A 26851-nucleotide genomic window follows, 5' to 3' on the forward strand; every position below is an offset into this window, starting at 1 on the left:
TTTGAATATTAGGATCAGTATGCGCTACATAGCATTGTTGTTGATGGGACTATTAGCCTCTCCGAGTTATGCCTTAACTCAAGTAGATATTTTTAGTGCTGAAGTTGCGATTAACGCTGAAGACAAACAGCCAGAACAAGTGGCAAGAAATACAGGTATGGAGCAGGTATTGATACGTGCGACCGGCCAAACTGATGTCGCTTCGAATGAGACGATTCAAAAGGCGATGCGCAAGAGTTCGCAGTACATGTCTCAAATGAGTTTTGGTGAAAGCAATGACCACTCAACATTGCGTATGCGTTTTAACGGTGCTCAAATCCGTTCGCTATTGACTCAAGCACAGTTACCTTACTGGCCTGACACGCGTTCAAACATCCTTGTTTGGCTGGTGGAAGAGGACAACTACGATAAGAACATCGTATGGGAACACTCTAACTCACAGTTAGCAGCTAGCTTACAAGCTAACGCAAAAGAGCGTGGCTTGCCTCTAACGCTGCCTGTGGGTGACTTTGACGATATTACGGGTATTGCGACTTCTGATTTGTGGGGTAGCTTTGTTACGCCAATCAGTAAAGCGAGTCAGCGTTATCCTGTTGATGCTGTGTTGGTGATAAAGGCTCAATCTTCAGGCCTACGTTGGGCTCTATACGATCAAAAGCCAAGTCAATTGACGAGTGCACCAACATCGCCTGTAAGTGGTTCACTATCGGGTAACAGCGACACGACTTCTAAGAAGTTAGTTGACCAAATCAGTAACTACTACGCAGGCAAAAGTGCTGTGACGGTAGCGAGTGAGTCATCAGAATCGATTTTAACGCAGTTTATTAGCCTGAATAATGCTCAAGACTTCTTCCAGTTAGAGAACGCACTTAAGCGTCTAAACTCGGTGGCAAGCCTAGATATTCTGAAGATTCAGAACAACGAAGTCACTTTCCGAATTCACTTATTGTCGACTCAACAAGAGTTTGAGCAAGAAGTAGCAAGTATTCGCCAAGTTGCGAAGGTTGAAGAATCTTACATTGAGCCTGAAGTGAGCCCTGAATTTGAAACTCAAGACAACACAATGTCTGTAGGTGATGATTCAACAGACGCTGCTGAAGTCGTTGGTGACGAAACTGACTCAGGCGTACAAGTGATTAAGGGCAACGAGGTATCTGAGGATGCTGAGCTAACGAATACGCCTGACGCAACGTTAGAGGATTCTAGTACAGAAGATCTAACCATCACTGCGCCAGTACATGCTAAGCCAAGCTTGGTATACGAGTGGGTTCGCTCATAATTGTCAGCTGACATGACTGATTGAAATGAAAACTTGAAAAAAGCCCTGCAAGAGCAATCTCGCAGGGCTTTTTGTTTGTAAGCGGTCAGTTTAAAAGCATGGGCTCAATATTATTGCTCGAACTTAGCTTTTTCTCTCTTTTCTACTTCAGAAAGACGCTTCAACTTGATGCCTAACTCTTTGGCTCTAAAGCGAGTAAATAAGATATTGCCCGCGAAACCTAGAGTCGTCAGAAGCAGTTCTACAGCCGCTAATAAACGTTCACCATCGTCTACATACAAGATAGTTAATGCGTGTAGGAAATAGAGCATCAAGACGAAATTTGCCCATGCGTGCGTATAAGGTTTTCCTGCTAAAATGCCCGGTAATGGCAATAACAGCGGGATAGCCCAAGCAATCGCCAGTGTGACATTACTGAGATGAGGGTGCGGTGAAAGCGTCATCTGCCAAGCCACCACCCAGAATAAAAGCGACAAGTTGCCCGCTAAAGCAAGGTAGCGAAATAGCTTGGTTTTGGGAGACATAGCCTTCTCTGGCATATACATCATTGAGAAATTCCCTTCTGATTTATTGCGATGCGCGCTAGGCGTTTACCTAGGTTTTGCGCCAACTCAATCTCTTCTTTGCTAAGTGAAGCGCTCTCTCCAGTACTGCTTGCACCATAAGGCGTACCACCAGTTTGAGTGGTGTGCAGCGCCGGTTCTGAGTAGGGGATGCCCACGACTAACATGCCGTGATGAAGCAGGGGCAACATCATGCTTTGTTGTGTTGTCTCTTGACCACCATGCAATGACGAAGAAGAGGTAAATACGCAAGCTGGCTTATCGATGAGATCACCATTGATCCACATTGATGTCGTGCTATCCCAAAAGTGCTTCATTGGCCCGGCCATGTTACCAAACCAAACCGGACTGCCTAGCGCCAAACCATCACAAGATCGAAGTTCTTGTAACGAGGCAATAGGATCGGTTGGTTGATAACGCGAATCAGGCTGCTCTTCTACTGTGTACACGTCGTTCACCGTCCTTAGCATAGCTTCGCAGTTCGGGATGGATTCAACCCCTCGTGCAATCTGCCTTGCTAGAGCTTGTGTGTTGCCGTGGCGACTGTAATAAAGAATAAGAATGTTAATGCTCATATTGGATTACAGAATCTCTAGCACTTGCTCTGGTGGACGACCAATTTTTGCTTTGTTGTTCGCGACAACGACTGGGCGCTCAAACAGTTTTGGATTGGTTGCCATCGCGGCGAAAAGATCTTCATCAGTAACTGAAGCATCGCCAAGGTTTGCTTCTTTGTAGTCCGCTTCTTTGGTGCGCATCATGTCGCGAACACTGTCAAAACCAAGCTGAGTGAACAGTACTTTCAGCTGTTCAACTGTTAACGGAGTCTCCAGGTATTTGATGACCTCTGGCTGTACGCCGTTTTCCTGAAGCACTTCTAGAGTTTGACGGCTCTTTGAGCAGCGTGGGTTATGATAAATCACGACAGACATGGTTCTTCCTCATTATTATTTTTGATTTAATTGTTTAGCTGAAGCCACCATAGGTGACTTCTTTTTTGTGTAACGTTGAGCTTTCTTTTTATACTGGCAACGAGCGTTACCAGTAAACACTCTATTGTAGCGACAAGAAGCGCTCTCGTTGAATCATTAGCTGATCAATTCGAGCGTCGTAGCGTGCTTGTTTTAGGCTTCCTAATTCTGCGATTTGGCTTGCTTGCGTGTAGTACTGAATCGCTTTGTTCCAGTTGGCTTGCAGTGCCAAAATTTCTGCACGAGCAGCCAGTTCTTCGTCGCTATTACCAAGGCTCGTATTTACTTTTGAAAGTAAGTGCCAGCCATTGGTGTCATTCGGGTTATCGTGCGTGTAACGCTGCAATACGCGAACCGCTTCTTGAAGATCTTCATTTTCAATCAGTGCGTTGGCGTAGTTAATGGTCAGAACCGGGTTGTTTGGTTGACGAACCAGTGCCGATTTAAGTTCTTTAATCGCAATCTCAGGCTGCTTCTTCTCGATGTGCAGATCCGAAATAGCATCTAGATAAAACAGGTTGGTTGGATCGCTGTTAATCAGCTTGTTCAGGATGGGCTCTGCTTTGTCTAATTTTTTAGAGTCTAGGTAAACCAGTGCTTGGCCATATTCTAATGACGGAACCAAAGCTTTAGGGGCTTTCTTTAGCTGACGCTCAAACCAATCAAGAGCAGCATCATTATTAATGCCAGCATAGCGCGCAACAATGCGGGCTCTTGCTAGGTGGTAGTCCAGAGAGGGAGCCAGTTTCAGTGGCGGGTAACTACGAGCACGAGCACGTGAATCGGTAATTCGGTCTTCTGGTAATGGGTGAGTCAGTAGCATTGGCGGTGGTGTGCTCGCATAGCGATATTCATCAGCTAAACGGCCAAAGAAACGTGGCATCGCATTCACATCAAACCCAGCTTTTGCTAGCGTGTTGATACCAAAGCGGTCGGCTTCTTTTTCATTACTACGGGTGTAGTTGATTTGGCTTTGCATATTACCCGCAGTCGTTGCCGTTAGGGCTGCAATGCCGGCTTCAGGAGCTGCAATTGCCAGTAATACAGAGGCTGCTAGCGCTGCAATGGTTGCTGGAGAGCGGCGCGCTTGGTCTTCCATACTACGCGCTAAGTGACGTTGGGTTACGTGCGCGATTTCGTGCGCTAATACAGAAGCTAATTCACTTTCAGATTGTGCATGCAGGAATAGACCTGAGTGCAAAGCAACATAACCACCAAAGAAAGCAAAGGCGTTGATGTTGCGGTCACGGATCATAAAGAACTGGAAAGGTGTCTTTACATCATTTGCGTTCGCGACCAGACGATGGCCAAGAGTATCAATATATAGATTTAGAACTGGGTCGTTTACGATAGGCTGGCTACTTCTGATGATGCGCATGTAGGCATCACCATAGATAAGCTCTTGGTCGATAGTGAGTGTGCCGCCAGCAGCGGTACCGATATCTGGTAGCTCCAAACTATTGGTATTCGCCATAGTTGGGGTGCTTAATGTAGCTGCGATGCATAAGCAAGCAATTGAGCGAGCGCGTTTAAACATATTAGTCAGTAATACTCCGTTTCTTCTGACAGTAAGACAAGTGCAATGGAAATTGGTTCTTTATCTGATTTAACCTTTGCCAAGTGCGTGCGCTATCATGAAGGAGGATGAATGAATGATGGCGCGTTTTCAAAAACAGATTACAATACGACCCTTATAATAAGCATCGAGCTCAAGAATGACACCTAATATTCTAGATTTACGCCAAGAGCGCTGTCCAATGGCGCTATTATTAGCCAAGCGTCACAGTGTAAAGTTAGAAGTAGGGCAGTCATTGTCAATTTATGTGTCTGATAACAGTTCGATGAAAGATATTGTTACTTATTTGTCTAAGCAAGCCTATGACGTCATCACTGAGGTTTGCTCTAATTACCATCATCTCCTCGTCACTAAAAAGGAATTGCAGTCAGATGCTTGAAATGGTCAATCGTTGGTATAAACGACGTTTCTCTGATCCCCATGCTGTCAGTTTGGTTGCCATCATTCTCTTCGGCTTTATTACGATCTACTTCTTTGGTCACCTAATTGCGCCACTCTTGGTTGCAATTGTGTTGGCTTATTTGCTTGAGTGGCCTGTTACCCAACTTCAAAGACTCGGTGTTCCAAGAACGCCTTCGGTGATGTTGGTGATCATGATGTTCTTTAGCCTGATGTTGCTGGCGCTGTTTGGTTTAGTGCCTACCATTTGGGAGCAAGTGGGTAACCTCATCAATGATATTCCAAGTATGTATGGCGGCTTACAGAAGTTCATCGCGACGATTCCTGAGCGCTATCCTGAGTTAGCAAACTTGCAGATCGTTGAATCGATTGTGTCTAACGCGAAAAACAAAGCATTAGGCTTTGGTGAAAGTGTTGTTAAAGGTTCTTTGGCTTCTCTTGTGAGCTTGGCTACGCTTGCGGTTTACTTGATTCTTGTGCCGCTGCTGATCTTCTTCTTATTAAAAGATAAAGAAGAGATGATCAGCATGGCGAGTGGCGTGTTGCCTAAAAACCGTCGTCTAGCGACCAAGGTTTGGGTTGAGATGAACCAACAAATCTCGAACTATATTCGCGGCAAGGTCCTTGAGATCTTGATCGTCGGTGGTGTCAGCTACGTGACCTTTGCGATTCTAGATTTACGTTATTCAGCTCTGCTGGCTGTCGCGGTTGGCTTCTCGGTACTGATTCCTTATATCGGTGCGGCGGCTGTGACCGTTCCTGTCGCGATTGTCGGTTTGTTCCAGTGGGGATTAGAACCTCAGTTTTACTGGTTGCTTCTCGCTTACGGTATTATCCAAGCGCTAGATGGTAACGTGCTCGTTCCTGTTCTTTTCTCTGAAGCGGTGAACCTGCACCCAGTGGCCATTATTGTTGCCGTGTTAGTGTTTGGTGGACTGTGGGGATTCTGGGGCGTGTTCTTTGCTATCCCGTTGGCAACGTTAGTTAAGGCGGTTTGGAATGCCTTACCGAGTCACGCATTAGACGATGACCCCGAACATCAAAAGTAATTGATCTTGTTATAGAAAAAGGCCGAACATCCATGATGTTCGGCCTTTTTGCTCTTAGCTTAATAATTAGCTTAATGAGTGTTGCTATTGCCTTAGAAAGTGATGAATCTAAGTCATTAACTCACTCAAATCGCCCTTAAGCTTCTTGATTGAAGTAATCTAGAACCACTTCGTGGTGAGTCTTAGTCTTGAACTTGTTGAAGACATGTTCAATCTGACCTTCTTCATCAATTAGGAAGCTAATACGGTGCAGACCGTCGTAGATTTTACCCATGAATTTTTTCTCGCCCCAAACGCCAAACTGTTCAGCAACGCTGTGGTCTTCATCAGATAGCAGGGTGAAGTTTAGAGATTTCTTCTCAACGAAGTTTGGTAGACGTTTTACTGGGTCAACACTCACACCTAGAACAACCACGTTTAGGTCATCAAGCTGTGTTTTGATATCACGCAGGCCTTCCGCTTGCACAATACAACCTGGAGTCATTGCTTTAGGGTAAAAATAGAAAAGTACTTTTTTACCTTTGAAGTCACCAAGAGATACGATATTGCCATCTTGATCTGGAAGAGAAAAAGCAGGTGCTGGAACACCAGCCGTTAGCGTATTCATGACATTTCCTTTTTAAAGACTGTTTTTGATAAAGTTGAGCGAGCCTTGGACTGATAGGCTCTGACACAGCGAATCGAATTCTTCTTGTAGCTGCATCAAGTTACATTCTGATTGTACAGAAGCGGTAATAGAGATATGGAATTGGTCGTTGTCGAGTTGAACCTTAGATTTATTGATGGTTCGTGCACTTAACGAATCGAGGCCGATGTTTCGGTCTGCGAAGAACTGGGTAAACTGCTCAGTAAGTCCGATTTTATCGTCTGACTCAACGAACACCTCTACTGTGTAAGAGTTCTCAATAACATCATGAGTTGAGGTTCGCTTCATAATCGTAATCAAGTCGTGCTCTTGTCCAAGCAAGGGCAAGGTGGTTTCAACGCGGGTAATGTTGTTTGCCTTTCCAGACAGTAGCATGATAAGCGTAAATTCTTCGCCAAACAGGGCGATACGGCTATCAATAATGTTACAGCCTGATTGGGTGACTAAATGAACCACTTGGTTGCATACACCTGGGCGATCAGTGCCCACAGCTGTGATTACTAGATGTTGAGTCATAAAATCACGTCTCTTTATATTCCATTGATTCATGCATGTTAGCACAGTTAGCTCGTGGAATAAGCGTGCGTGCGGGGCTTTTTATGTGCGACCTTGCTTCGAACATGCAACCAATGATAAGAATATCGAGCGCGTTAAAAAATGAGATAGAGCGATGAGAGCACAGCTTACTTGTTACTGACATCCAGTGATGTGCTATCCGCTAGATTGAGTGCAGGTTACCCAAATTCTAGGTAGAACGCCGTTAGAAGTCGTTTTACCTCAAACATACGACAATATTTAATGCAGATGTTGCCGGTAAGCCACTTTAATGTCTTGTGTTTATTGATTGGCTTACAGTAACATGCAAAAAGAATAAATTAAGGGAGATAGACATGTTTTCAGGAAGTATCGTTGCGCTAGTTACGCCATTTAATACAGATGGTGAAGTGGATTTCGACAGCCTTAAAAAGTTAGTTGAGCACCATATTGCTGCAGGTAGTGATGGTCTGGTTGCGGTTGGCACAACAGGTGAGTCTTCAACACTCACTATTGAAGAGCATGTCAAAGTCGTCAACAAGATCGTTGAATTTGCTGATGGTCGTATTCCCGTTATCGCTGGTACAGGTGCAAATGCAACTCATGAATCTGTTCTATTCAGCCGTTTGTTGAATGGTTCTGGTATTGCTGGTTGCCTGAGCGTAACGCCTTACTACAACAAACCGACTCAAGAAGGTTTGTACCAACACTACAAAGCGATTGCTGAAGTCAGTGACGTTCCACAAATTCTATACAATGTTCCAGGTCGTACTGCGGTAGACTTGTTGCCAGAAACGGTTGCTCGTCTTGCTGAGATCGAAAACATCGTTGCACTGAAAGATGCGACGGGTGATCTCGACAGAATTGCAATTCACCGTGAACTTTGTGGCGAAGACTTTATCTTACTAAGTGGTGATGACTTAACAGGCCTAGAATTTGTTAAGCGTGGTGGCGATGGCGTGATCTCTGTAACGAACAATGTTGCAGCCGCTGATATGGCAACCATGTTCAAGCTAGCAAAAGAAGGTAAGTTTGAAGAAGCGGAAGCGATCAATGAGCGTTTGATGCCTCTACATAAGAATTTGTTCGTTGAGTCTAACCCTATTCCCGTAAAATGGGCGGTTCATAAAATGGGTCTGATTGCTGAAGGTGGCTTACGTCTACCGCTGACTGAACTGTCAGAGCCAGCTCAACCTGTTGTTGCTCAAGCAATGACTGAAGCGTGCATTTACTAAAACGTATGAAGTGATGCCGAAGCGAACCTTCGGCATTTAGGAGTATAAATGAAGTATTCTCACCAGCTAGTGATTGGGTCACTGGCTGTTTTCGTTCTTACAGCATGTTCTGGCAACCCGACTCAACGTCGCCAAGCCAAAGATGATTTCGAATACTTAGAAACACCTGAGTTTTCACAATGGCAATTGCCTGTAGATGCTCAGCCTCAGTTCTACCCAAATTTTGACATCCCAAGCGGTGAATTCAGTGGTGGTACTGGTCGTGAAGTGGATATTCGTCCACCGCAACAGGTTCTTGAACTGATCCCGGGTGCTCGTGCTGAGCGTCAAAACGGTGAAGTGACACTATGGCTTCTTCGCGCAGAAGAGGCAGACCGCGTGTGGCAAACGGCTGTAGATATGCTGGCTCAACGTGGTATTGGTATTCGTGAGCAATCAGAGAATGAGATTGAGACCGATTGGGTAACTTGGGTTTCTGAAGATGAAGACGTAGAGATTGGTAGTCGTTACTCTATCTCTCGCTTCCAAGCAAACAACCGTCATGGCTTCAAGATTAATCTGATTGATTGGCGTGAAGGTACTGAAGAGAAAACAGTAACGGCAACCAATAAAGAGCGTTACAACGCGTTCCTGACCAACCTAGTTATGGCTAAGTACGATGAAAACCTTCGTGCTGAAGCGGCGCTGAAAGCGCAAGAGTTGGTGAAGCGTATTCCAATTTCAATGGGTGCTGACCGTAGTGGTTTCCCTGTGATTATTGCTCGTACGCCATACAATGTATTCTGGCAGCGTCTGCCTAACTTGTTGCCTGAAATGGGCTTTGAGCTTGAAGAACGCAATCAATCTCAGGGTACGGTGAAGGCGAAGTACGCAGCACCAGATGATGAGTTCTGGGAAGAAATTGGCCTACAGCCTATCGACTTAGCGCCAGGCACTTACAACTTCCTATTTGGTGACCTTGGCAACCGTACGTCAATCAACGTAACGGATGCATCAGGTAAGCCAGTAGAAGAAGAGCTGCTTAAGTCTATGGTTCCGGTATTAGCGCATATTGCTGACCAAACCAAAGATGACAAAGAAGCGAAAGCTGAGTAGTCATTCAAGCCGTCACAAGCTGAGTTAAATCAGCCTTGTGATTAGCAAAAGCAAATAAAAAAGAGGACACACTGTGTCCTCTTTTTTATTGTATTCGTTGTCATCAGGCTACATTGGTCAATCAAAATTGGTCAATCAAGCTGATTAGCCAAAGCAAAAGGCTATGCGTCTTTATTGTCTTTGGATTCTTCTTTTTCAGCTTTCTCTTGGTTAAGTTTATCCGAGCGATTGAGCTTATCTAAATCTCGCTCAGTTTTACCACGCCCCGTCAGATCCATATTGGCTGTCTGTTTGAGCGCTGCGATGTTACCCACAACAACGCTAACTACGATGATGATGATAACCCAAGGGTTTGTAAGCCACTCCAACATAAGCGCTCCTAATGACTGATATTCGCTACGAAGCGTGCATAGATCTCGTCTAGCTGCTCCATAATAATCTCATACCCTAATACTGGCTTAGATTGGAGTTGCTTGCCAAGTAAAGTCGGAGATAACTGTGATAAACACGACTCCGATACTTTGCGATGGCTGATATGCCATGGTTCGATCGCCACACCACCCAAATCTTGGCTGTAAGGAAAGAAGAAACCAAATTGTGCAGCATGAACTGATAGCCATTGGTAAAACGATTGCTGGTGGCCAGTAAGGTATTCCCATGGTTCTAATTGCAGATGTATGCCTTCAGGTAAGTGGTTACGAGCAAAGACATCGAAGTCACAACCCCAATGATGACGACTCGCGCCGGGAAGCGCAGACCATCTCAGGATAGCCGATAGCTTTTGTTGTTCGGTCAGTTTTGAAGCATCAAGAGGTTGGCTTTCTGAATCTAATATCGGAGCTTCGCCAGAAAACTTACGGTTCCAAATCAGAGATTGCCTTTCATAGTCGCGAAAGCCACTGGCAATCTCCATTTTAAAACCAGCGAGCTGAGCAGCTTCAATCAAATTATTCAGGTCATTCTTAACCTCACTGTGGACCAAGAAGGTCTTGGTGCCGATCAGGCTAGGCTCTAGATGAGAATCTGATTGTCCGGTAAGCTGCTCTGGTGTCATAACGAGTCTCTCAATAATTGGATGCTATGAATCGCTGATGAAAGACTATTTAGCGAATAGGTTCACTAATGTTCTTTCGTACATGTCAGTTAGCTTTTCTAAATCGGCTACCTTCACGCATTCGTTAACCTTGTGAATCGTTGCATTCACAGGGCCTAGTTCAACCACTTGTCCGCCCATACGTGCAATAAAGCGACCATCAGATGTACCGCCAGTCGTTAGCAGTGCTGGTTTCACATCATTGACGTGACCCACTGCATCAACAATAGCATCAAGCAGTGAACCTGCGTCTGTTAAGAACGGGTCGCCATTGAATGTCCATCTTAGGTCGTATTCGAAATCATACTTGTCGAGTGTCGTTGTGATGCGCTCAACGATGATGTCGTTGCTTAACTCTGTACTAAAGCGTAGGTTAAACTGAACATTAAACTCACCAGGGATCACGTTTGAAGCACCAGTACCCGCACTCACATTTGGAATTTGGAAACTGGTTGGCGGGAAGTAATCATTACCTTTATCCCACTCAGTTGTTGCTAGCTCATTAATAGCAAGCAGAGAGCTGTGTACTGGGTTGTTTGCTAGGTGAGGGTAGGCAACATGACCTTGTGTGCCTTTAATCGTTAGGTCGCCAGTGATAGAGCCACGACGGCCGTTCTTCACGACATCACCCACGAACTCAGTGCTCGATGGTTCACCAACGATACACATATCGATGTTTTCACCGCGCGCCATTAATGCTTCAACAACACGTACAGTACCGTTGATGAAAGGACCTTCCTCATCTGAAGTGATCAGGAAACCAATTGAGCCTGTGTGGTCTGGGTGTTTGGCAATGAACTGCTCGACGGCAACAATCATTGAAGCCAGAGAGCCTTTCATATCAGCAGCGCCACGGCCATGTAGGAAACCGTCTACGATAGTCGGTTCGAATGGCTTAGTGTTCCACTGTTCGATTGGGCCTGCAGGTACCACATCAGTGTGACCAGCAAAAGCAAACAGAGGCGCTTCAGTGCCACGACGAGCCCAGAAGTTGGTCGTATCTTCAAATACCATCACTTCGATTTCAAAACCGAGTGCTTTTAAGCGTTCAATCATCAGGTCTTGGCAGCCTGCATCTTCTGGTGTTACCGATTGACGGCTGATTAGGTCTTTTGCCAGAGCCAAAGTTGGGCTATCTGTCATCCTTGAATTCCTTGTTTAAATAAAACGTCTAGTCATTAATTTTTAGGGCGCTGATTTAATGATCAACGTCCAGTAGTCTGTCTATCTAAATACAGTGCTCTAAGCAAAAATAGCGGCGTATTGGTCGGCTTTAAATCCGATATGAAGCTTACCGTCTACTTTTAGTATTGGTCGCTTGATCATTGCAGGTTGTTCAACAAGCAAAGTCACCGCTTTTTCTTCTGTTAGGGTGTCTTTCTGTTCTTGAGAAAGTTGGCGATAAGTCGTACCACGTTTGTTTAGCACAAGCTCCCAACCTAGCTCAGAGCAGAAGCTTGTTACTAGCTCTTCTGTGATGCCTTGTTTGCGATAATCGTGAAATTCGAACTCGATACCTTCAGCTTCGAGCCATTTCTTTGCTTTTTTAATGGTGTCGCAATTTGGGATACCAAACATGGTGATAGTCATTATTCTTCCTTTGAGTGATTTTATTTCATTGTTATGAGTTGAATCCTATCAGGAAGCAGCAACTCAGACAAAATAGAGTGATGAATATTTCATAGAGTGAAAAAAAAGCGTAAGAAAATGTCACTATTGGAGACTTATTGATCAGCCTCAACATGTTGTCAGCGAAAAAAGAAATAATTGAGCTGCACATATATAGGAGGTGTCAATGGAGTTGAGTCCTGTTTTTGCAAGGCGGCTATATTTAGCATTGTTAGTGGAAAGCCTTGATAGGCCAAATGTGCCTAAACTCATCGAAAAAACGGGGTGGCCTCGTCGTACTATTCAAGATGTACTCAAGGCGTTACCGGGGATCGGTATCGAACTTATGTTTGTTCAAGATGGGCGACGTCATAATGATGGCTATTACCAGTTATCCGACTGGGGGCCATTTGACAGTCAATGGGTTATCCAGCGTAAAGGCGATATAGCAACAAGCCTTGGATTTAGTGCATAAGCCAGCGAAAGCTGGCTTTCTTTTTTTAGAATAGAAATAGTAGGGAGCATCTCGCTAATATGAGTTGTGAGCTACCCCATTACGTTTCTATTTACTTACACAGATAGGCAGTTCCCAGCATAGTCACGGATGTGGAAAAATCTTGGGGAAGTGTGAATATCACGGTATCTGCGCCTAGCTCAATCGTATTCGACTTGAGTTGATTCATGGCGCCTTGAATCAATGTGTCATTTGGGTAAAACAGGTAGTTGTACCAATGGCCTTCGCTGCCTGTGACTTCCCCTTTATACTGACATTTATCGATATTAATCACGCCATGGTAATCCATTTGCACGTTGGCAGCTTCGCTATGAGGCGTTGATGTCGGTGTCGTGCAACCGAGTAACACGCTACTCATAGCCAAAGCGACTAATTCCTTTTTCATACGTTTACCCTGCTATTGCATCAAATAAATCGCGAAGCCTACCCAGCTTGTGAACAGTAGTAACCACGGCAGTTTAGTGGCGTGATTTGATGGTGTTTCAACACTTGTTTCGATCGTGTCTTCTTGGTGTTGATTAGCTTGTTGAGTCTGTTTTTCTTTCTGTACGCGCTTCTTCGCTTTATCGGCTTGGCGGCTGCGTTCTTTTTGCTGTTTCTTGTACAGTGCGATGCCTTTCTCGATACCCTGAGCAATCAGTTTAGTTTGTTCTTTGGTTTGAGCTGGCTTTTGAGTCGCTTTGGCTATCTTCAGTGCTTCCTGTTGAGATTCAACAGAGGGCGTATTAGTTTTGTTTTTCATACTGAGTTCGACAATTAAAACGGATTGGCTACTAAGATAACGCAAAGCTAGTTAAGTATGAATGATTTGCGTTAAAGTGTTGGTTTGAAAATAAGTGAAAGTGAGATTTGTGCGGTACTCCATAGAACAATACGACAAGCACGGCTTTTTGAAAGCTCCAATCTTGCTCTGGCTAGGTTGGTTGTTTCTTGCGAAAGCCTTGGTCGTTTTCATTGTTGCAGGCGCAAGCCGAGAATCGGGAACCGATATTCTTGAGATAATCTACCCAGACCATCAGATGTTTTATGTCGGGATCGCGTTGAGTGTGCCTAGTTTGCTGCTGATGTGGTTATTTGGGCTAAGATCGCCAGATAGAAAGCGCCTTAACAAAGCCGTGTCATGGGGACGTTGGGTTACCATGATGGCTATCTTGGCACAGGGCTCCCATACGATTTATTTAATCTATTTGGATAACGGATGGTTCCGTTGGTCAAATGGCATCACCCTATTGTTGCTGCTGTGGTTAGCGCTTTATCTAACCAATAGCCATGCTGCAAGGGATTGCTTTAAAGTGGTTGAGCTCGAAGACTGATTCTCATCAAAACATTTGTCCCATTCACAATTATACTTAGAAGCTAAAACTGGAAGGAATAATCTATGCTTAATGTTTCAAATGAGCAGCCTAACGTTCAAAGTGCTATTTTGCCTGAAGCTGGGCCTTTCGCGCTTTACGTTCAACTTAAAGTGAACGCTAATACTGCTAATGTACTAGCAGAAATTCAAAAGCTTCCGACTCTAATCGACGAACTAAACCAAACTCAGCCTGATGCGAACTTAACGGCATCGGTTGCGTTCTCAAAAGCTTTTTGGGATAGGTTCGAGCAAGCAGCGCCCGCTGATTTGATCGACTTCCCTGTGCTGGGTGAAGGTGATATCACAGCACCGAGCACACTGTCTGACGTTCTGATTCACTGTCATTCAAACCGACATGATCTGCACTTCTTTATCTTGCGTAAATTGCTATCTGAAGTAGCAGCTGATGTTGAAGTGGTTGATGAAACTTATGGTTATCGCTTCCTAGACTCTCGTGACATGACAGACTTTGTTGATGGCACTGAAAACCCGAAAGACGCACAACGTGCTGAAGTCGCTATTGTGCCTGAGGGTGAATTCGCTGGTGGTAGTTATGTAATGGTGCAGCGTTTTGTGCATAACCTGCCAGCTTGGAATCGTTTGAATGTATCGGCACAAGAGAAAGTGATTGGCCGAACTAAACCTGATTCAATTGAGTTAGATGATGTTCCTGCGGCGTCTCACGTTGGCCGTGTGGATATCAAAGAAGAAGGCAAGGGGCTTAAGATTGTTCGCCAGAGCCTACCTTACGGTACTGCTACGGGCGACCACGGCTTATTGTTCATTGCTTACTGTAACGTTCGTCATAACTTCGATGCGATGTTAGAGAGCATGTACGGCGCAACAGATGGCAAAACAGACCAACTGCTTCGCTTTACCAAAGCAGTGACTGGCGCTTACTACTTTGCACCTTCAACTGACATGTTGAGTGTATTAACGATTAAGTAAATCACCTCATCTGCAGCAAAGAAAGGGAGCCTCAGGGCTCCTTTTTTATTAAAGCTTTATATGAACTGGTCGATATAAGAGCAATCGTGAGTTTTATTCATCTTTTTGTAAGCGAAGGTCTATGGCTATAACTGTCAATACGAATGTCTCGGCGTTAGTGGCTCAGAGAAACCTCTCTAACGCTAATAACATGCTGAACCAATCTTTGGAGCGCTTAGCTTCAGGGAGCCGTATTAATAGTGCAAAAGACGATGCGGCTGGCTTACAGATCTCAAATCGATTAGAAGCACAGATGAGTGGCATTGATGTTGCTGTTCGAAATGCTAACGACGGTATCTCCATTATGCAGACTGCAGAAGGGGCGATGAATGAAACCACTAATATCATGCAGCGCATGCGAGACTTATCCCTACAAGCGAGTAACGGCTCGAATAGTTCATCGGAACGAATCGCTATTCAAGAAGAAGTCACCGCGTTAAATGACGAGCTGAATCGAATTGCCGAAACCACTTCATTCGGTGGTAAAAAACTCCTTAACGGCAGTTTTGGGCACACCTCGTTTCAAATCGGCGGCAGTTCGGGCGAAGCTGTGCAGATTGGTTTGAAAAGCATGCGTACTGATGACATCAACATGGGCGGCTTTAGCTACGTTGCTAATGGCATGGCCAGTGATTCATGGGAAGTGAAATCAAACCAGAATGATATGACGATGTCGTTTACCGATCGTTTTGGTCAGCCACAAGAGATCACCATCAACGCGAAAGCGGGCGATGATATCGAAGAGTTGGCGACTTACATTAATGGTCAAACGGATCTCTTATCGGCTTCTGTTAATGATGACGGACAACTTCAGATTTATATGTCAGGTGAAGATACCGCGGGTACCATCTCTTTTTCAGGTTCATTAGCCAGTGAGCTTTCGATGTCAGCGGGCTATTACGAGTCAGTTAATGACATCAATGTAACGGATGTGGGTGGTGCTCAGCGCGCCGTCTCTATTTTGGATACGGCGATGAAGTATGTCGATAGCCATCGCTCTGAATTAGGGGCAATGCAAAACCGCTTTGATCATGCCATTAACAATCTTGAAAACGTTCATGAGAATTTGGCGACATCAAACAGTCGAATCAAAGATACCGACTACGCCAAAGAAACCACTCAAATGCTCAAGCAACAAATACTGCAGCAAGTGAGCACAACGATACTCGCTCAAGCCAAGCAAGCGCCGAATCTAGCTTTAACGTTATTAGGTTAATGAATTACCTACAATCTTATAAAAGCATTTCAGCTTGGCCGGTGCTTTTTGGCGAATAAAAATACAATTTCTCACTCGACTGACTTCCCGGCAACTTTAGCGATTTTCTCATCTTTTTTCGATAATTTTACGACCAGTCACGCTTTCTTCTGTTTTACCGCTATTTCTTTAAATTTGTTGTTTTTTTCCTAAAGGTTTCGCCAATCACGCCGTTATTAAAAGTAACTTAGAGATAACTACTTGGTTTTCCGAGACGTCGGAAACCGCTATACCGGAAAATCAATTGGAGAAGTCACCATGGCAGTGAATGTAAATACAAACGTTTCAGCGATGACAGCGCAACGTTACCTAAACAATGCAAACAGCGCACAACAAACATCAATGGAGCGTCTAGCTTCTGGCTCAAAAATCAACAGCGCAAAAGATGACGCTGCGGGTCTACAAATCTCGAACCGTTTGAACGTTCAAAGTCGTGGCCTTGATGTTGCTGTACGTAACGCGAACGACGGTATCTCAATTGCACAAACTGCTGAAGGTGCAATGAACGAGACGACTAACATCCTGCAACGTATGCGTGATTTGTCTCTACAATCTTCAAACGGCTCAAACTCAAAATCTGAGCGTGTAGCGATTCAAGAAGAAGTAACAGCACTGAACGACGAACTGAACCGTATCGCGGAAACGACGTCTTTTGGTGGTAACAAGCTGCTTAACGGTACTCACGGTACTAAATCATTCCAAATCGGTGCGGATAACGGTGAAGCTGTAATGCTTCAACTGAAAGACATGCGCTCTGATAACGCTCAGATGGGTGGTAAGAGCTACCAAACTGAGAACGCGAAAGACAAAGACTGGAACGTTCAAGCGGGCTCTAACGACCTAAAACTGTCGTTCACTGACAACTTCGGCCAAGCACAAGAAATCGACATCAGCGCAAAAGCGGGTGATGACATCGAAGAGCTAGCGACTTACATCAACGGTCAGCAAGATTCTGTTAAAGCGTCTGTTACTGAAGACGGCAAGCTACAAATGTTCACAGGCAACAACAAAGTGAGCGGCGATGTGTCTTTCTCTGGCGGTCTTGCGGGCGAGCTAGGTATTCAAGCAGCTAAAGACGTAACGGTTGATACTATCGACGTAACATCTGTTGGCGGCGCACAAGAGTCTGTAGCAGTAATCGATGCGGCCCTTAAGTATGTAGACAGTCACCGTGCTGAGCTAGGTGCTTTCCAAAACCGTTTCGACCACGCTATCAGCAACTTAGACAACATTAACGAGAACGTTAACGCATCTAAGAGCCGTATTAAAGATACCGACTTCGCGAAAGAAACGACTCAGATGACTAAGTCTCAGATCCTTTCTCAAGCTTCAAGCTCGATTCTTGCTCAAGCGAAGCAAGCACCGAACTCGGCACTTAGCCTACTAGGTTAATCGATTGAAAAGCCACGTTGACCGATAGTGTTGACGTTAGGCTTCCACAAATTAGCTCGTGGTGAGAGATGAGCGCTAAACAGACCCAGCTTCGGCTGGGTTTTTTATTGCCTGAAATTTGGAGAAGAGAGGGGAGTTGTGGTGTTGGTAGTTGATTGGAAAGCGAGATTCCCTATCACGTTCGTGCCTCACTGTAGGGAATGACGGGAGTTGGGTATTGGTGACTCTATAGCTAACTGTATAGAAGAGGTCGGTTTGAGTAACAATCACTCAGGCTTAAACCATAGTGTTTAATCGTCATCCCAGAATCGAACCGAGCGAGATGTCAGGGATCTCTGTTCGTGAGAGGCCCAAAGAAGAAGGGGATTTGTAGTTGTTAGGTATAAGGCCAAAGCGGCTGGTAATCTGGCATTAGAACTATATAGCAGGCACAAAAAACGCCACCCTTAGGTAGCGTTTTAATTAAAGCAGATAAGTAATCGAGATTACTTAGTTACTTTAAGAACTGGAGTTTCGCCAACAGTTACAGAACCAGAAAGCTTGTTCAGCTCTTTGATTTCGTCCATGTTAGAGATAACAACTGGAGTAAGCGTAGATTTTGCTTTCTCTTCTAGAAGCGCTAGGTCGAAAGTGATGATAGTGTCACCAGCTTTAACAGATTGACCTTCTTCAGCTACACGAGTGAAGCCTTCGCCTTTAAGTTCAACAGTATCGATACCGAAGTGAACGAAAAGCTCAACACCGTCGTCAGACTCGATAGAGAATGCGTGGTTAGTTTCGAAGATCTTACCGATAGTACCGTTAACTGGAGCTACCATTTTGTCGCCAGCTGGTTTGATCGCGATGCCGTCACCAACGATTTTTTCAGCGAAAACTACATCTGGCACATCTTCGATGTTTACGATTTCACCAGAAAGAGGTGCGATGATTTCGATTGCACCAGCATCAGCGCTGTCATCAGATACAAGCTTTTTCAGTTTGTCAAACAGACCCATTGTGTCATGCTCCTAACGTTTAGTTTTATTCTGTAGAATATACTATACCAATCTAACAAATTAGACGACTATTTTTAGCCGTCTAACGTTATTAAGCGATTGGCGATTACTGAGTTTTCTCAGCGATGAACTTTTCTACGCAAGCTTCAATTTCAGCAGCTGTTGGTAGAGATAGTGCTTCGTCAGCCATAGCTTTAACTTCAGCGAAGTTAGAGTTACGGATTACTTTCTTAACTTTAGGGATAGAGATACCGCTCATAGAGAACTCATCTAGACCCATACCTAGAAGAAGTAGCGTTGCACGCTCATCACCAGCAAGCTCACCACACATACCAGTCCACTTACCTTCAGCGTGTGATGCGTCGATCACTTGCTTGATTACTGTAAGAACAGCAGGAGATAGTGGGTTGTATAGGTGAGAAATCATTTCGTTACCACGGTCTACCGCAAGAGTGTATTGCGTTAGGTCGTTAGTACCGATAGAGAAGAAAGATACTTCTTTCGCTAGGTGGTGTGCGATTGCAGCAGCTGCTGGAGTCTCAACCATTACGCCGATTTCGATTTCTTCATCGAAAGCTAGGCCTTCAGCGCGAAGTTCAACTTTGTACTCTTCGATTGCTTTTTTCAGTTCACGGATCTCTTCAACAGAAATGATCATTGGGAACATGATACGTAGTTTACCGTGTGCAGACGCACGTAGGATGCCACGTAGTTGGTCACGTAGGATTTCACGACGATCCAAGCTGATACGTACTGCACGCCAGCCTAGGAAAGGGTTCATCTCTTGTGGAAGGTCCATGTATGGTAGGTCTTTGTCGCCACCGATATCCATAGTACGGATAATCACTGACTCGCCTTCCATTGCTTCTGCTACTTCTTTGTAAGCAACGTATTGCTCTTCTTCAGTAGGAAGCGCGTCACGGTCCATAAATAGGAATTCAGTACGGTACAGACCAACGCCTTCACCGCCGTTACGCAGGATACCGTCACAGTCTTTTACTGTACCGATGTTGCCACAAACTTCTACACGGTGACCGTCTAGAGTTTCAGCGTGTAAATCTTTTAGTTTTGCTAGTTCAGCCGCTTCTGCTTCGAAATCTGCTTTGATTTTCTTAGCTTCTGCTAGTTCAGCTTCAGAAGGGTTGATGATGATCTTGTTGTTCATCGCGTCTAGCACAAGCATGTCGCCGTTCTTAACTTGCTTAGTGATATCGTTAGTACCAACGATAGCTGGAAGCTCAAGAGAACGTGCCATGATTGAAGTATGAGATGTACGACCGCCGATGTCACAAGCGAAACCAAGAACGTAGTCTAGGTTGATTTGTGCAGTTTCAGATGGCGTTAGGTCGTAAGCTACTAGGATAACTTCTTCATTGATATCTGCTAGAGATACAATGTTGATGCCTAGAGCATTTTTAACGAAACGAGTACCGATATCACGGATATCAGTTGCACGTTCTTTTAGGTACTCATCATCAAGAGACTCTAGTGCAACAGCTTGCTCTTCGATCACAGTGTGGATCGCGTTGTCTGCGTGCATTTTTTCTTTCTTGATGAGTGCTAAAATCTCTTCTTCTAGCTCTTCATCTTCAAGCAGCATGATGTGGCCTTCAAAGATTGCTTCTTTTTCTTCGCCAAAAGTTTCAAGTGCTTTTTGCTTAACAACTTCAAGCTGTTGAGAAGATTTGTTACGAGCGTCAAAGAAACGCTGTACTTCTGCTTCAACTTGGTCGTCAGAGATAGATTGAGTGTTTAGGACAATTTCATCTTCTTGAAGTAGTAGTGCTTTACCGAAAGCAATACCAGGAGATGCTAGGATGCCTGAAATCATAGCCTTACCTTAGTTGTTCAACTGTAAACGGGAGAGTGTGTGACTTTAAGTCGTCGACTAATGTCGCGCTTATTCCTATCTATTTCGAACAAAGCCACTTTGCTATGCAAAATGGCTTTGAAAGAAGGAGACCGTATTAGTGTAGTTGATCCATAAGAGCAACTAGGTGGTCTACTGCTTGCTGAGCTTGAGGACCTTCAGCTGAAATAGTAACGTTAGTACCTTTTACTAGGCCTAAAGTTTGTAGTTTGAACAGGCTTTTCGCGCTAGCGCTTTTGCCGTTAGAAGTCACTGTGATGTCAGCGTCGAAAGATTTTGCTTCTTTAACGAACTGTGCAGCTGGACGAGTGTGAAGACCGTTTTCTGCTGTGATTTCTACTTGCTTCTCGTACATTTTATATACCCCAATTAATTTATTTTTTGTAAGTTTGTAACCAGATTAGCTTAACTGCTTTAGCCCAAATGCGCTAGAGGCTAGTACGCCATGTTCGTGTTAGAACTTAGACTGGTTATAAATTTTTATCCAGCCATGGTCGTCTTTTGCTGAGTACTCATGACTTTCAGAATTTGTTTATTGCTTCTTTTATTTTGAAGCGAAAAATAAAACAGACCTGATATTACCAAAGGTGGGGCAGGGATCAACAAAAAAGCCCCTAAACGGGGCTTTTTTGGACGAAAAATTGATTTGACCACATATTATTGTTGGTTCTCTTTTTCCGTAAAGATGCCAGCAAATAGGGCTGTGCTTAGGTAACGCTCACCAGAGCTTGGTAGTACAGTAACGATAGTTTTTCCTGCAAATTCAGGTAGTTCGGCGATTCTGTTTGCTGCTACAACTGCCGCGCCAGATGAGATGCCTGCAAGAATACCTTCTTCTTTCATTAGGCGTTGAGCCATCTCAATCGCTTCTTCAGAAGTTACCGATTCAACACGGTCAATAATCTCTAAATCTAGGTTTCCAGGGATGAAACCTGCACCGATACCTTGAATTTTGTGTGGAGCTGGTTTGATTTCTTCACCTGCAAGTGCCTGTGCAATCACTGGAGACTCAGCCGGCTCAACCGCGACTGAAGTAATCGCTTTGCCTTTTTCACCTTTAATGTAACGACTCGTACCAGTGATAGTACCGCCCGTACCAACACCCGCTACAAACACGTCGATTTCGCCGTCTGTTGCTTCCCAAATTTCAGGACCAGTCGTCTGCTCGTGAATCTGTGGGTTAGCAGGGTTGTTGAACTGTTGAAGTAGTAGGTACTTGTCTGGGTCTGAAGCAACAATCTCTTCTGCTTTAGCAATCGCGCCGTTCATGCCTTTTGGTGCTTCAGTTAGCACAAGGTTTGCGCCAAGCGCTTTAAGCAGCTTACGACGTTCTAGGCTCATTGACTCAGGCATCGTTAGTGTTAGCTTGTAACCGCGCGCCGCAGCTACGAATGCAAGTGCAACACCTGTGTTACCACTGGTAGGTTCAACAAGCTCGATACCTGGCTTAAGCGTACCCGCTTTTTCTGCTTCCCAGATCATGTTTGAACCGATACGACATTTAACACTGAAGCTTGGGTTACGAGCTTCGATCTTAGCTAGGACGTTACCTTTGCTTACTTTGTTAAGGCGGACTAGAGGTGTGTTACCAATCGTTAGGGTGTTGTCTTCGTAGATCTTGCTCATGCGATATTCCTTCATTTAATGACAGAACTAAACGTAGTATATCAATCACTTTACCGTCTAGTGTCTTACGATGTTTATTCAGCTTGAATTTAGATTAAACAAGTTGAAAAAAAGGTAAAAGGATTAAAAAGTTATATCATATAGATATGTAGCAGAATTCACGCCTATCTTTATTGAAATCAGAACTTCAAAAAGATAGGCGAAACTAGGAAGTATAGGCGGGGTAATAGACGAGAATTATAGACGAGAACGCAGAGCTTGGTCTTTAAACTCAGCAACCCACATTGCCGTCGCGCCGCAAACGGCAACGGGCATTACGATCAGGTTTAGAATTGGAATTGTGGTGAACACAGAAACAAGCGCGCCAAAGCTGTAGCTCTTGCCTTGTTTTTGTTTCAAATTGTTTCTCATGTCATCAAATTTGATTTTATGGTTATCGAACGGGTAGTCGGCGTATTGAATCGCTAACATCCATGCTGTGAAAATGAACCATAAAAACGGAGCAACGGTTTGCCCTAGTGCTGGAATTAACAAAAGTAGGAATAAACCGATCGCTTTTGGCAGAATGTAGACAAGCTTGCGCCATTCTCTCGCTAATATACGTGGGGTATCTTTGAGGACATCAAGTAAACCATCGTCATTAACTTTTTTACCGCTCAACAACTCTTCAACTTTTTCCGCGAGTAAACCGTTGAACGGTGCGGCAATGAAGTTAGCGAGCGTGCTAAAGAAATACGAGAATGTGGCCAAGACGGTTAACACAAGTAATGGCCATAAAATGTATGACAACCACGACAAGAAACTTGGCAATGCACCAATCCAACCTTCAATCCAAGTGTTTAGGTTGGAGAAGATATAAAACAAGGCACCACCAACGAGTAACACGTTCGCGATAAGTGGCATTAGTACAAACTTACGAATGCTCGGTGATAAAGCGATTTTTATTCCGAAAATAAAATAGCCAAAGCCGGAGCGGGGAACAGATTCAATAGTCATATTTAAATTAGGTCACATGTGAATTTGGTTAAATAGCAAACATGTCTAGTGTACTCGACCGAAATTAAGAAAAAAAGCGTGGTGAAAATCACACCATGTAAGGAACTAATTGTATTAAGTTGTTCTAAAACAGTGGCTACTTTTGATAGAGTAGTGAGATTAGCCAAATTAACCCAACTTAGTGACAGCGTGTTTATAGCTAGTTGACTAAGAAAGCTGAGAGCGAAAAATGCAGGAATTGCGATTTGTACTCATTATTGTTGGCGCATTAGCTATCGCCGCATTATTGTTCCATGGTCTATGGACGAGTAAAAAAGAAGGGAAAGCAAAGTTTGGAGATAAGCCGCTCGGTAAGCTTGATAACGACAGCTTAGATGAAGCAGAAACTATTCCAAACCGTTCATTCGCTCCAGAAGATGATTTTGAGATAATCCGAAAAGAACGTAAAGAGCCGGATTTTGCTGTTTCACCCTCTGATACTGATCCGCTGATCGACTCAGATCCGCTAACAGCGCCACAAGCGAAAGAAGCTTACGAAGATGATATCGAATTAAATGATCTTCCTTCTTTCAGCGTAGAAGACCCAATTAAGGTTGAAAGTGAACCTGAAGTGATTGAGGAAGAGAAGGACGTTGAGCCTGAAGTTCCAAGCTTTGAGTTGACTGACGAGCAAAAAGAAAACCATGCCGGCTTTAAAGTGCAGTACGGTTCGTTTGAAGAGCCTTCTGAAACAGTTGATGAGCCAGTCGTTCCAAACGAAACGCTTACTCAAAGAGAGCCCGTTGTTGCGAAAGAAGTCGTGACTCCGCAAAGTGCGACTGTTGAAGAAGCAAAACCAGATGAAGAACTTGGTTTAGAAGTGATCGTTCTTAATGTTCACTGTGCTGGAGAGATCCCATTCGTTGGGACTGAACTTTTCCGCAGCATGGAGAACAACGGTTTAACTTATGGTGAGATGTCTATTTACCACTGCTTTGCACAATCTACAGATGCACCAAAGGTTATTTTCAGCGTTGCAAACATGATGCAGCCAGGAACGCTAGAACATGATGATCCTGCTGACTTCACGACTAAAGGTATTTCGTTCTTTATGACGTTGCCTTGTTATGGTCAAGCTGATCAAAACTTCAATGTGATGCTGAGTGCGGCGCAGAAAATTGCTGACGATATGGGCGGAAACGTGTTGGATGAGTCACGCAACTTAATGACACCAAACCGTTTATCTGACTACCGCAAGCAAATCAGAGACTTTATGACGGCATCGAATGCCTAGCCGTATTGTTTAGCCTTGTAAATAATCTATATTTATAGAAAAGGGCTCCTAAGGGAGCCCTTTTTGATATTTCAATCACGATAGAGAATGATATGAAAGAATCGATTCAAGTTACCTTAGAGCAGTTAAGAGAAACTCTGCATTATCACGCCGTTCGTTATTACGTAGAAGATAGCCCTGAGATCCCTGATGTCGAGTACGATCGATTAATGCAGCAATTGCTAAAGATCGAAGAAGAGAACCCGGAACTAGTGACGGTAGATTCTCCGAGCCAACGTGTTGGTGGTCAGCCTCTCGATGGTTTCACTCAAGTGACTCATGAGATCCCAATGCTTTCTCTGGACAATGCTTTCTCTGATGAAGATTTGGATGCGTTCAATAAGCGAATGTCTGATAGAGCGCCAACCGCTAACCTCAAGACTTTCTGTTGTGAACCTAAGCTTGATGGCCTTGCAGTTAGCCTACTCTATGTGAATGGTATTTTAGTTCAGGCTGCGACACGTGGTGACGGTGCGACGGGTGAAAACATCACTGAAAACGTGCGTACGATCAGCTCTATCCCACTTAAGTTACAAGGTGAAGGCTGGCCGCAGCGTATTGAAGTTCGTGGCGAAGTGTTTATGCCAAAAGCGGGTTTCGATAAGTTGAATGAGATGGCGTTGAAGAAAGGCGAGAAAGTATTTGTTAACCCACGTAATGCCGCCGCAGGTAGCCTGCGTCAGCTTGATTCCCGTATTACTGCGAAACGTCCGCTAGCTTTCTACGCATACAGTGTCGGTGTTGTACAAGGCGCTGAGCTATCAAATAGTCACTACCAACGCTTTTTACAGCTTAAAGGTTGGGGCTTACCTATGTGCCCCGAGACTAAGCAACTGAGCTCTCTCGAAGACGTGAAAGCCTATTACCAAGATATTATGACTCGTCGTGATGCTCTGGCTTACGAGATTGATGGCGTTGTTATCAAAGTCGACGATATCGCGGCTCAAGAAGTGCTTGGTTTTGTTGCTAGAGCGCCACGTTGGGCAATTGCTTATAAGTTTCCAGCTCAAGAAGAGATTACACTGCTCAATGACGTTGAATTTCAGGTGGGCCGTACTGGTGCTATTACGCCGGTTGCTAAACTTGAACCTATCTTCGTTGGTGGCGTGACAGTCAGCAATGCCACTTTACACAATGCCGATGAGATTGCGCGTTTAGGCGTGAAGGTAGGCGACAGCGTTATTATTCGCCGTGCAGGTGATGTTATTCCGCAAATTGTGGCTGTTGTACTAGATCGTCGCCCTGAAACGGCTAGAGACATTGTTTTCCCTGATGCTTGCCCTGTATGTAGCTCTACGGTTGAGCGTGTCGAGGGGGAAGCTGTAGCGCGTTGTACTGGCGGTCTAGTGTGTCAGGCACAGCGTAAAGAAGCGCTTAAGCACTTTGTGTCGAGAAAGGCGTTGGATGTCGATGGCCTTGGCGTAAAAGTGATAGAGCAGCTTGTGGACCGTGAAATGGTAGAAACGCCCGCTGACTTGTTCAAGCTTAGCGCGGGCGTAATTACAGTTCTTGATCGTATGGGGCCTAAATCGGCGCAAAATGTGGTGAGTGCGCTGAATAAAGCCAAAGACACAACGTTAGCACGTTTCCTCTATTCACTCGGTATTCGTGAAGTCGGTGAAGCGACGGCTATGAACTTAGCTCAACACTTCAAGACGTTGGAGTTGGTTCAAGCAGCAACCCATGAACAGTTAGTTGAAGTGTCAGATATTGGTGACATCGTAGCAAGTCACCTCACGAGCTTCTTCTCGCAGGAGAAAAACAGAGCTGTAGTCGAGCAGTTGCTAGAGCTTGGTGTTAACTGGCCTGCAATCGAAGCTGTTGCGGATGACCAAGATCTACCGTTAGAAGGTAAAGTGGTTGTGTTGACGGGTTCATTGTCGCAATTAGGTCGTAGTGAAGCGAAAGCCGCTTTGCAGGCTTTAGGTGCAAAAGTAACCGGTAGCGTGTCTAAGAAAACGGATATCTTATTCGCGGGTGAAGCCGCTGGTTCTAAACTGACTAAAGCACAAGATTTAGGTATCGAAATAAGAACAGAAGAAGATCTAATTGCACTTATTTCGTAAGTAAACCAAGGTAAAAAAAGCTCAAAAGCACTCCTTTAAAGGGAGTGCTTTTTTTGTGTCTGCTGCAAATTAGATGCCTTTTTAATTGTTGAGAATTTTGTACTTATACGAACTCTCAAAAAGGGACAGTGATGCCGCTCAACATTAATGAAATACCATTCTAGTTGTATCATAATTGCGAGTCATATCTATTTTTACAAAGTGATAATTACCTCAAGTTGTTGAATTTATTGGTATTGATTTTGTTTTGGTGAGGATTTTTCTATTTATCGATCTGGATCACTAAGTACCTATTAAATTTGCACCAACTCATATTTTTTTAGATGAAAATTAAGTTCTCATTGATCTTTTTGAGGGCGAAGTTAGTCTTAATGCCATGGATGCACATGATGTGTATAACCAGAAAGGAAATAGAGAATTCAGAGTTTAGGGTTCT

General features: G+C 44.3%; 29 protein-coding genes. 12 read left to right on the top strand and 17 right to left on the bottom strand.

Annotation, left to right across the window (positions count from 1 at the left end; translation table 11 throughout):
- Positions 1–19 precede the first annotated feature (19 nt).
- Positions 20–1279, top strand: a complete 1260-nt coding sequence (locus AB4558_RS02590; RefSeq protein WP_372074697.1) for a DUF2066 domain-containing protein — start codon at positions 20–22, stop codon at positions 1277–1279.
- Positions 1280–1389: 110 nt separating this feature from the next.
- Here AB4558_RS02590 and AB4558_RS02595 read toward each other — a convergent pair whose 3' ends face one another.
- From AB4558_RS02595 to AB4558_RS02610, 4 genes are all read right to left on the bottom strand, one after another.
- Positions 1390–1827: a DUF2069 domain-containing protein gene (locus tag AB4558_RS02595; RefSeq protein WP_017060713.1), complete on the bottom strand. Its 438-nt coding sequence runs from the start codon at positions 1825–1827 to the stop codon at positions 1390–1392.
- Entirely contained in the window at positions 1824–2417 is a 594-nt protein-coding gene (gene wrbA / locus AB4558_RS02600) for an NAD(P)H:quinone oxidoreductase (protein WP_372074695.1), read from the bottom strand. The genes AB4558_RS02595 and wrbA overlap by 4 nt, the downstream gene beginning before the upstream one ends.
- A 6-nt stretch (positions 2418–2423) precedes the next feature.
- On the bottom strand, positions 2424–2774 hold the full coding sequence (gene arsC, locus AB4558_RS02605; protein ID WP_017060711.1) for an arsenate reductase (glutaredoxin): 351 nt from the start codon (positions 2772–2774) through the stop codon (positions 2424–2426).
- Between the two features lie 121 nt (positions 2775–2895).
- Positions 2896–4350, bottom strand: a complete 1455-nt coding sequence (locus AB4558_RS02610) for a M48 family metallopeptidase (RefSeq protein WP_017060710.1) — start codon at positions 4348–4350, stop codon at positions 2896–2898.
- 178 nt (positions 4351–4528) lie between these two features.
- Here AB4558_RS02610 and AB4558_RS02615 point away from each other — a divergent pair, with 178 nt between their 5' ends.
- Both AB4558_RS02615 and AB4558_RS02620 read left to right on the top strand, forming a co-directional pair.
- A complete protein-coding gene (locus tag AB4558_RS02615) occupies positions 4529–4768 on the top strand; it encodes a sulfurtransferase TusA family protein (RefSeq protein WP_017060709.1) in 240 nt (79 codons plus the stop codon).
- Positions 4761–5837: an AI-2E family transporter gene (locus AB4558_RS02620; protein ID WP_017060708.1), complete on the top strand. Its 1077-nt coding sequence runs from the start codon at positions 4761–4763 to the stop codon at positions 5835–5837. Before AB4558_RS02615 ends, AB4558_RS02620 begins: the two co-directional genes overlap by 8 nt.
- Before the next feature lie 136 nt (positions 5838–5973).
- Here the strand turns inward: AB4558_RS02620 and bcp are convergent, their stop codons facing one another.
- Together bcp and AB4558_RS02630 are read right to left on the bottom strand one after the other, a co-directional pair.
- A complete protein-coding gene (gene bcp, locus AB4558_RS02625; protein WP_017060706.1) occupies positions 5974–6444 on the bottom strand; it encodes a thioredoxin-dependent thiol peroxidase in 471 nt (156 codons plus the stop codon).
- Between the two features lie 12 nt (positions 6445–6456).
- Positions 6457–6999: a glycine cleavage system protein R gene (locus AB4558_RS02630; protein WP_017060705.1), complete on the bottom strand. Its 543-nt coding sequence runs from the start codon at positions 6997–6999 to the stop codon at positions 6457–6459.
- Positions 7000–7373: 374 nt separating this feature from the next.
- Between AB4558_RS02630 and dapA the strand changes: the two genes are divergently transcribed.
- Both dapA and bamC read left to right on the top strand, forming a co-directional pair.
- On the top strand, positions 7374–8252 hold the full coding sequence (gene dapA, locus AB4558_RS02635) for a 4-hydroxy-tetrahydrodipicolinate synthase (protein WP_017060704.1): 879 nt from the start codon (positions 7374–7376) through the stop codon (positions 8250–8252).
- Between the two features lie 48 nt (positions 8253–8300).
- Complete coding sequence (gene bamC, locus AB4558_RS02640) at positions 8301–9347, top strand: outer membrane protein assembly factor BamC (protein ID WP_017060703.1); 1047 nt, start codon at positions 8301–8303, stop codon at positions 9345–9347.
- Positions 9348–9508: 161 nt separating this feature from the next.
- Here bamC and AB4558_RS02645 read toward each other — a convergent pair whose 3' ends face one another.
- From AB4558_RS02645 to AB4558_RS02660, 4 genes are all read right to left on the bottom strand, one after another.
- Positions 9509–9718: a DUF2897 family protein gene (locus AB4558_RS02645; protein WP_017060702.1), complete on the bottom strand. Its 210-nt coding sequence runs from the start codon at positions 9716–9718 to the stop codon at positions 9509–9511.
- A gap of 8 nt (positions 9719–9726) precedes the next feature.
- Positions 9727–10401: a M15 family metallopeptidase gene (locus AB4558_RS02650; RefSeq protein WP_017063385.1), complete on the bottom strand. Its 675-nt coding sequence runs from the start codon at positions 10399–10401 to the stop codon at positions 9727–9729.
- Between the two features lie 45 nt (positions 10402–10446).
- On the bottom strand, positions 10447–11583 hold the full coding sequence (gene dapE / locus AB4558_RS02655) for a succinyl-diaminopimelate desuccinylase (RefSeq protein WP_017060700.1): 1137 nt from the start codon (positions 11581–11583) through the stop codon (positions 10447–10449).
- Positions 11584–11682: 99 nt separating this feature from the next.
- The gene (locus AB4558_RS02660; RefSeq protein WP_261884740.1) at positions 11683–12030 is read right to left on the bottom strand and encodes an ArsC family reductase; all 348 of its coding nucleotides are present in this window, start codon (positions 12028–12030) and stop codon (positions 11683–11685) included.
- 205 nt (positions 12031–12235) lie between these two features.
- On the opposite strand from AB4558_RS02660, the gene AB4558_RS02665 reads away from it, so the two are divergent.
- Positions 12236–12523 (top strand): helix-turn-helix domain-containing protein, encoded by a 288-nt coding sequence (locus AB4558_RS02665; RefSeq protein ID WP_004734273.1) that lies wholly within the window; start codon positions 12236–12238, stop codon positions 12521–12523.
- Between the two features lie 91 nt (positions 12524–12614).
- On the opposite strand, the gene AB4558_RS02670 is transcribed toward AB4558_RS02665, so the two are convergent.
- Both AB4558_RS02670 and AB4558_RS02675 read right to left on the bottom strand, forming a co-directional pair.
- A complete protein-coding gene (locus AB4558_RS02670) occupies positions 12615–12947 on the bottom strand; it encodes a DUF4156 domain-containing protein (protein ID WP_372074693.1) in 333 nt (110 codons plus the stop codon).
- A gap of 12 nt (positions 12948–12959) precedes the next feature.
- The gene (locus AB4558_RS02675; RefSeq protein ID WP_372074691.1) at positions 12960–13304 is read right to left on the bottom strand and encodes a DUF2956 domain-containing protein; all 345 of its coding nucleotides are present in this window, start codon (positions 13302–13304) and stop codon (positions 12960–12962) included.
- Positions 13305–13413: 109 nt separating this feature from the next.
- Here AB4558_RS02675 and AB4558_RS02680 point away from each other — a divergent pair, with 109 nt between their 5' ends.
- The 4 genes from AB4558_RS02680 to AB4558_RS02695 all read left to right on the top strand — a co-directional run bounded on the left by AB4558_RS02680 (position 13414) and on the right by AB4558_RS02695 (position 17550).
- The gene (locus AB4558_RS02680) at positions 13414–13875 is read left to right on the top strand and encodes a DUF2919 domain-containing protein (protein ID WP_372074689.1); all 462 of its coding nucleotides are present in this window, start codon (positions 13414–13416) and stop codon (positions 13873–13875) included.
- Positions 13876–13940: 65 nt separating this feature from the next.
- On the top strand, positions 13941–14864 hold the full coding sequence (locus AB4558_RS02685; RefSeq protein WP_372074687.1) for a Dyp-type peroxidase: 924 nt from the start codon (positions 13941–13943) through the stop codon (positions 14862–14864).
- Positions 14865–14985: 121 nt separating this feature from the next.
- On the top strand, positions 14986–16119 hold the full coding sequence (locus AB4558_RS02690) for a flagellin (protein ID WP_017063389.1): 1134 nt from the start codon (positions 14986–14988) through the stop codon (positions 16117–16119).
- A gap of 297 nt (positions 16120–16416) precedes the next feature.
- The gene (locus AB4558_RS02695) at positions 16417–17550 is read left to right on the top strand and encodes a flagellin (protein ID WP_102300543.1); all 1134 of its coding nucleotides are present in this window, start codon (positions 16417–16419) and stop codon (positions 17548–17550) included.
- A gap of 485 nt (positions 17551–18035) precedes the next feature.
- On the opposite strand, the gene crr is transcribed toward AB4558_RS02695, so the two are convergent.
- The 5 genes from crr to cysZ all read right to left on the bottom strand — a co-directional run bounded on the left by crr (position 18036) and on the right by cysZ (position 23037).
- Entirely contained in the window at positions 18036–18545 is a 510-nt protein-coding gene (gene crr / locus AB4558_RS02700) for a PTS glucose transporter subunit IIA (protein ID WP_004737851.1), read from the bottom strand.
- Between the two features lie 106 nt (positions 18546–18651).
- Positions 18652–20376 (bottom strand): phosphoenolpyruvate-protein phosphotransferase PtsI, encoded by a 1725-nt coding sequence (gene ptsI / locus AB4558_RS02705; protein ID WP_372058934.1) that lies wholly within the window; start codon positions 20374–20376, stop codon positions 18652–18654.
- Between the two features lie 136 nt (positions 20377–20512).
- Positions 20513–20770: an HPr family phosphocarrier protein gene (locus AB4558_RS02710; RefSeq protein WP_004734263.1), complete on the bottom strand. Its 258-nt coding sequence runs from the start codon at positions 20768–20770 to the stop codon at positions 20513–20515.
- A 302-nt stretch (positions 20771–21072) separates the two neighbouring features.
- Positions 21073–22041: a cysteine synthase A gene (gene cysK / locus AB4558_RS02715; protein WP_017061934.1), complete on the bottom strand. Its 969-nt coding sequence runs from the start codon at positions 22039–22041 to the stop codon at positions 21073–21075.
- 237 nt (positions 22042–22278) lie between these two features.
- Positions 22279–23037 (bottom strand): sulfate transporter CysZ, encoded by a 759-nt coding sequence (cysZ, locus tag AB4558_RS02720; protein WP_029235129.1) that lies wholly within the window; start codon positions 23035–23037, stop codon positions 22279–22281.
- A gap of 229 nt (positions 23038–23266) precedes the next feature.
- Between cysZ and zipA the strand changes: the two genes are divergently transcribed.
- Together zipA and ligA are read left to right on the top strand one after the other, a co-directional pair.
- Entirely contained in the window at positions 23267–24310 is a 1044-nt protein-coding gene (gene zipA, locus AB4558_RS02725) for a cell division protein ZipA (RefSeq protein ID WP_017061932.1), read from the top strand.
- A 92-nt stretch (positions 24311–24402) separates the two neighbouring features.
- Entirely contained in the window at positions 24403–26415 is a 2013-nt protein-coding gene (ligA, locus tag AB4558_RS02730) for an NAD-dependent DNA ligase LigA (protein ID WP_017065986.1), read from the top strand.
- Positions 26416–26851: the final 436 nt, after the last annotated feature.

Origin of the sequence: Vibrio sp. 10N.222.51.C5 (assembly GCF_041474575.1) — a bacterium.
In the GTDB taxonomy this organism is placed as follows: domain Bacteria; phylum Pseudomonadota; class Gammaproteobacteria; order Enterobacterales; family Vibrionaceae; genus Vibrio; species Vibrio crassostreae_C.

What these genes read in the sequence shown, in the direction of transcription:
- cysK (WP_017061934.1), bottom strand. Translation starts at nt 22,041, where the DNA reads ATGAGCAAGATCTACGAAGACAACACCCTAACGATTGGTAACACACCT.
- AB4558_RS02675 (WP_372074691.1), bottom strand. Translation starts at nt 13,304, where the DNA reads ATGAAAAACAAAACTAATACGCCCTCTGTTGAATCTCAACAGGAAGCA.
- cysZ (WP_029235129.1), bottom strand. Translation starts at nt 23,037, where the DNA reads ATGACTATTGAATCTGTTCCCCGCTCCGGCTTTGGCTATTTTATTTTC.
- ligA (WP_017065986.1), top strand. Translation starts at nt 24,403, where the DNA reads ATGAAAGAATCGATTCAAGTTACCTTAGAGCAGTTAAGAGAAACTCTG.
- AB4558_RS02630 (WP_017060705.1), bottom strand. Translation starts at nt 6,999, where the DNA reads ATGACTCAACATCTAGTAATCACAGCTGTGGGCACTGATCGCCCAGGT.
- AB4558_RS02595 (WP_017060713.1), bottom strand. Translation starts at nt 1,827, where the DNA reads ATGATGTATATGCCAGAGAAGGCTATGTCTCCCAAAACCAAGCTATTT.
- AB4558_RS02695 (WP_102300543.1), top strand. Translation starts at nt 16,417, where the DNA reads ATGGCAGTGAATGTAAATACAAACGTTTCAGCGATGACAGCGCAACGT.
- AB4558_RS02650 (WP_017063385.1), bottom strand. Translation starts at nt 10,401, where the DNA reads ATGACACCAGAGCAGCTTACCGGACAATCAGATTCTCATCTAGAGCCT.
- AB4558_RS02660 (WP_261884740.1), bottom strand. Translation starts at nt 12,030, where the DNA reads ATGACTATCACCATGTTTGGTATCCCAAATTGCGACACCATTAAAAAA.
- crr (WP_004737851.1), bottom strand. Translation starts at nt 18,545, where the DNA reads ATGGGTCTGTTTGACAAACTGAAAAAGCTTGTATCTGATGACAGCGCT.
- AB4558_RS02645 (WP_017060702.1), bottom strand. Translation starts at nt 9,718, where the DNA reads ATGTTGGAGTGGCTTACAAACCCTTGGGTTATCATCATCATCGTAGTT.
- AB4558_RS02665 (WP_004734273.1), top strand. Translation starts at nt 12,236, where the DNA reads ATGGAGTTGAGTCCTGTTTTTGCAAGGCGGCTATATTTAGCATTGTTA.
- wrbA (WP_372074695.1), bottom strand. Translation starts at nt 2,417, where the DNA reads ATGAGCATTAACATTCTTATTCTTTATTACAGTCGCCACGGCAACACA.
- bamC (WP_017060703.1), top strand. Translation starts at nt 8,301, where the DNA reads ATGAAGTATTCTCACCAGCTAGTGATTGGGTCACTGGCTGTTTTCGTT.
- bcp (WP_017060706.1), bottom strand. Translation starts at nt 6,444, where the DNA reads ATGAATACGCTAACGGCTGGTGTTCCAGCACCTGCTTTTTCTCTTCCA.
- ptsI (WP_372058934.1), bottom strand. Translation starts at nt 20,376, where the DNA reads ATGATTTCAGGCATCCTAGCATCTCCTGGTATTGCTTTCGGTAAAGCA.
- dapE (WP_017060700.1), bottom strand. Translation starts at nt 11,583, where the DNA reads ATGACAGATAGCCCAACTTTGGCTCTGGCAAAAGACCTAATCAGCCGT.
- AB4558_RS02620 (WP_017060708.1), top strand. Translation starts at nt 4,761, where the DNA reads ATGCTTGAAATGGTCAATCGTTGGTATAAACGACGTTTCTCTGATCCC.
- AB4558_RS02590 (WP_372074697.1), top strand. Translation starts at nt 20, where the DNA reads ATGCGCTACATAGCATTGTTGTTGATGGGACTATTAGCCTCTCCGAGT.
- AB4558_RS02615 (WP_017060709.1), top strand. Translation starts at nt 4,529, where the DNA reads ATGACACCTAATATTCTAGATTTACGCCAAGAGCGCTGTCCAATGGCG.
- dapA (WP_017060704.1), top strand. Translation starts at nt 7,374, where the DNA reads ATGTTTTCAGGAAGTATCGTTGCGCTAGTTACGCCATTTAATACAGAT.
- AB4558_RS02610 (WP_017060710.1), bottom strand. Translation starts at nt 4,350, where the DNA reads ATGTTTAAACGCGCTCGCTCAATTGCTTGCTTATGCATCGCAGCTACA.
- arsC (WP_017060711.1), bottom strand. Translation starts at nt 2,774, where the DNA reads ATGTCTGTCGTGATTTATCATAACCCACGCTGCTCAAAGAGCCGTCAA.
- AB4558_RS02670 (WP_372074693.1), bottom strand. Translation starts at nt 12,947, where the DNA reads ATGAAAAAGGAATTAGTCGCTTTGGCTATGAGTAGCGTGTTACTCGGT.
- AB4558_RS02710 (WP_004734263.1), bottom strand. Translation starts at nt 20,770, where the DNA reads ATGTACGAGAAGCAAGTAGAAATCACAGCAGAAAACGGTCTTCACACT.
- AB4558_RS02685 (WP_372074687.1), top strand. Translation starts at nt 13,941, where the DNA reads ATGCTTAATGTTTCAAATGAGCAGCCTAACGTTCAAAGTGCTATTTTG.
- AB4558_RS02690 (WP_017063389.1), top strand. Translation starts at nt 14,986, where the DNA reads ATGGCTATAACTGTCAATACGAATGTCTCGGCGTTAGTGGCTCAGAGA.
- zipA (WP_017061932.1), top strand. Translation starts at nt 23,267, where the DNA reads ATGCAGGAATTGCGATTTGTACTCATTATTGTTGGCGCATTAGCTATC.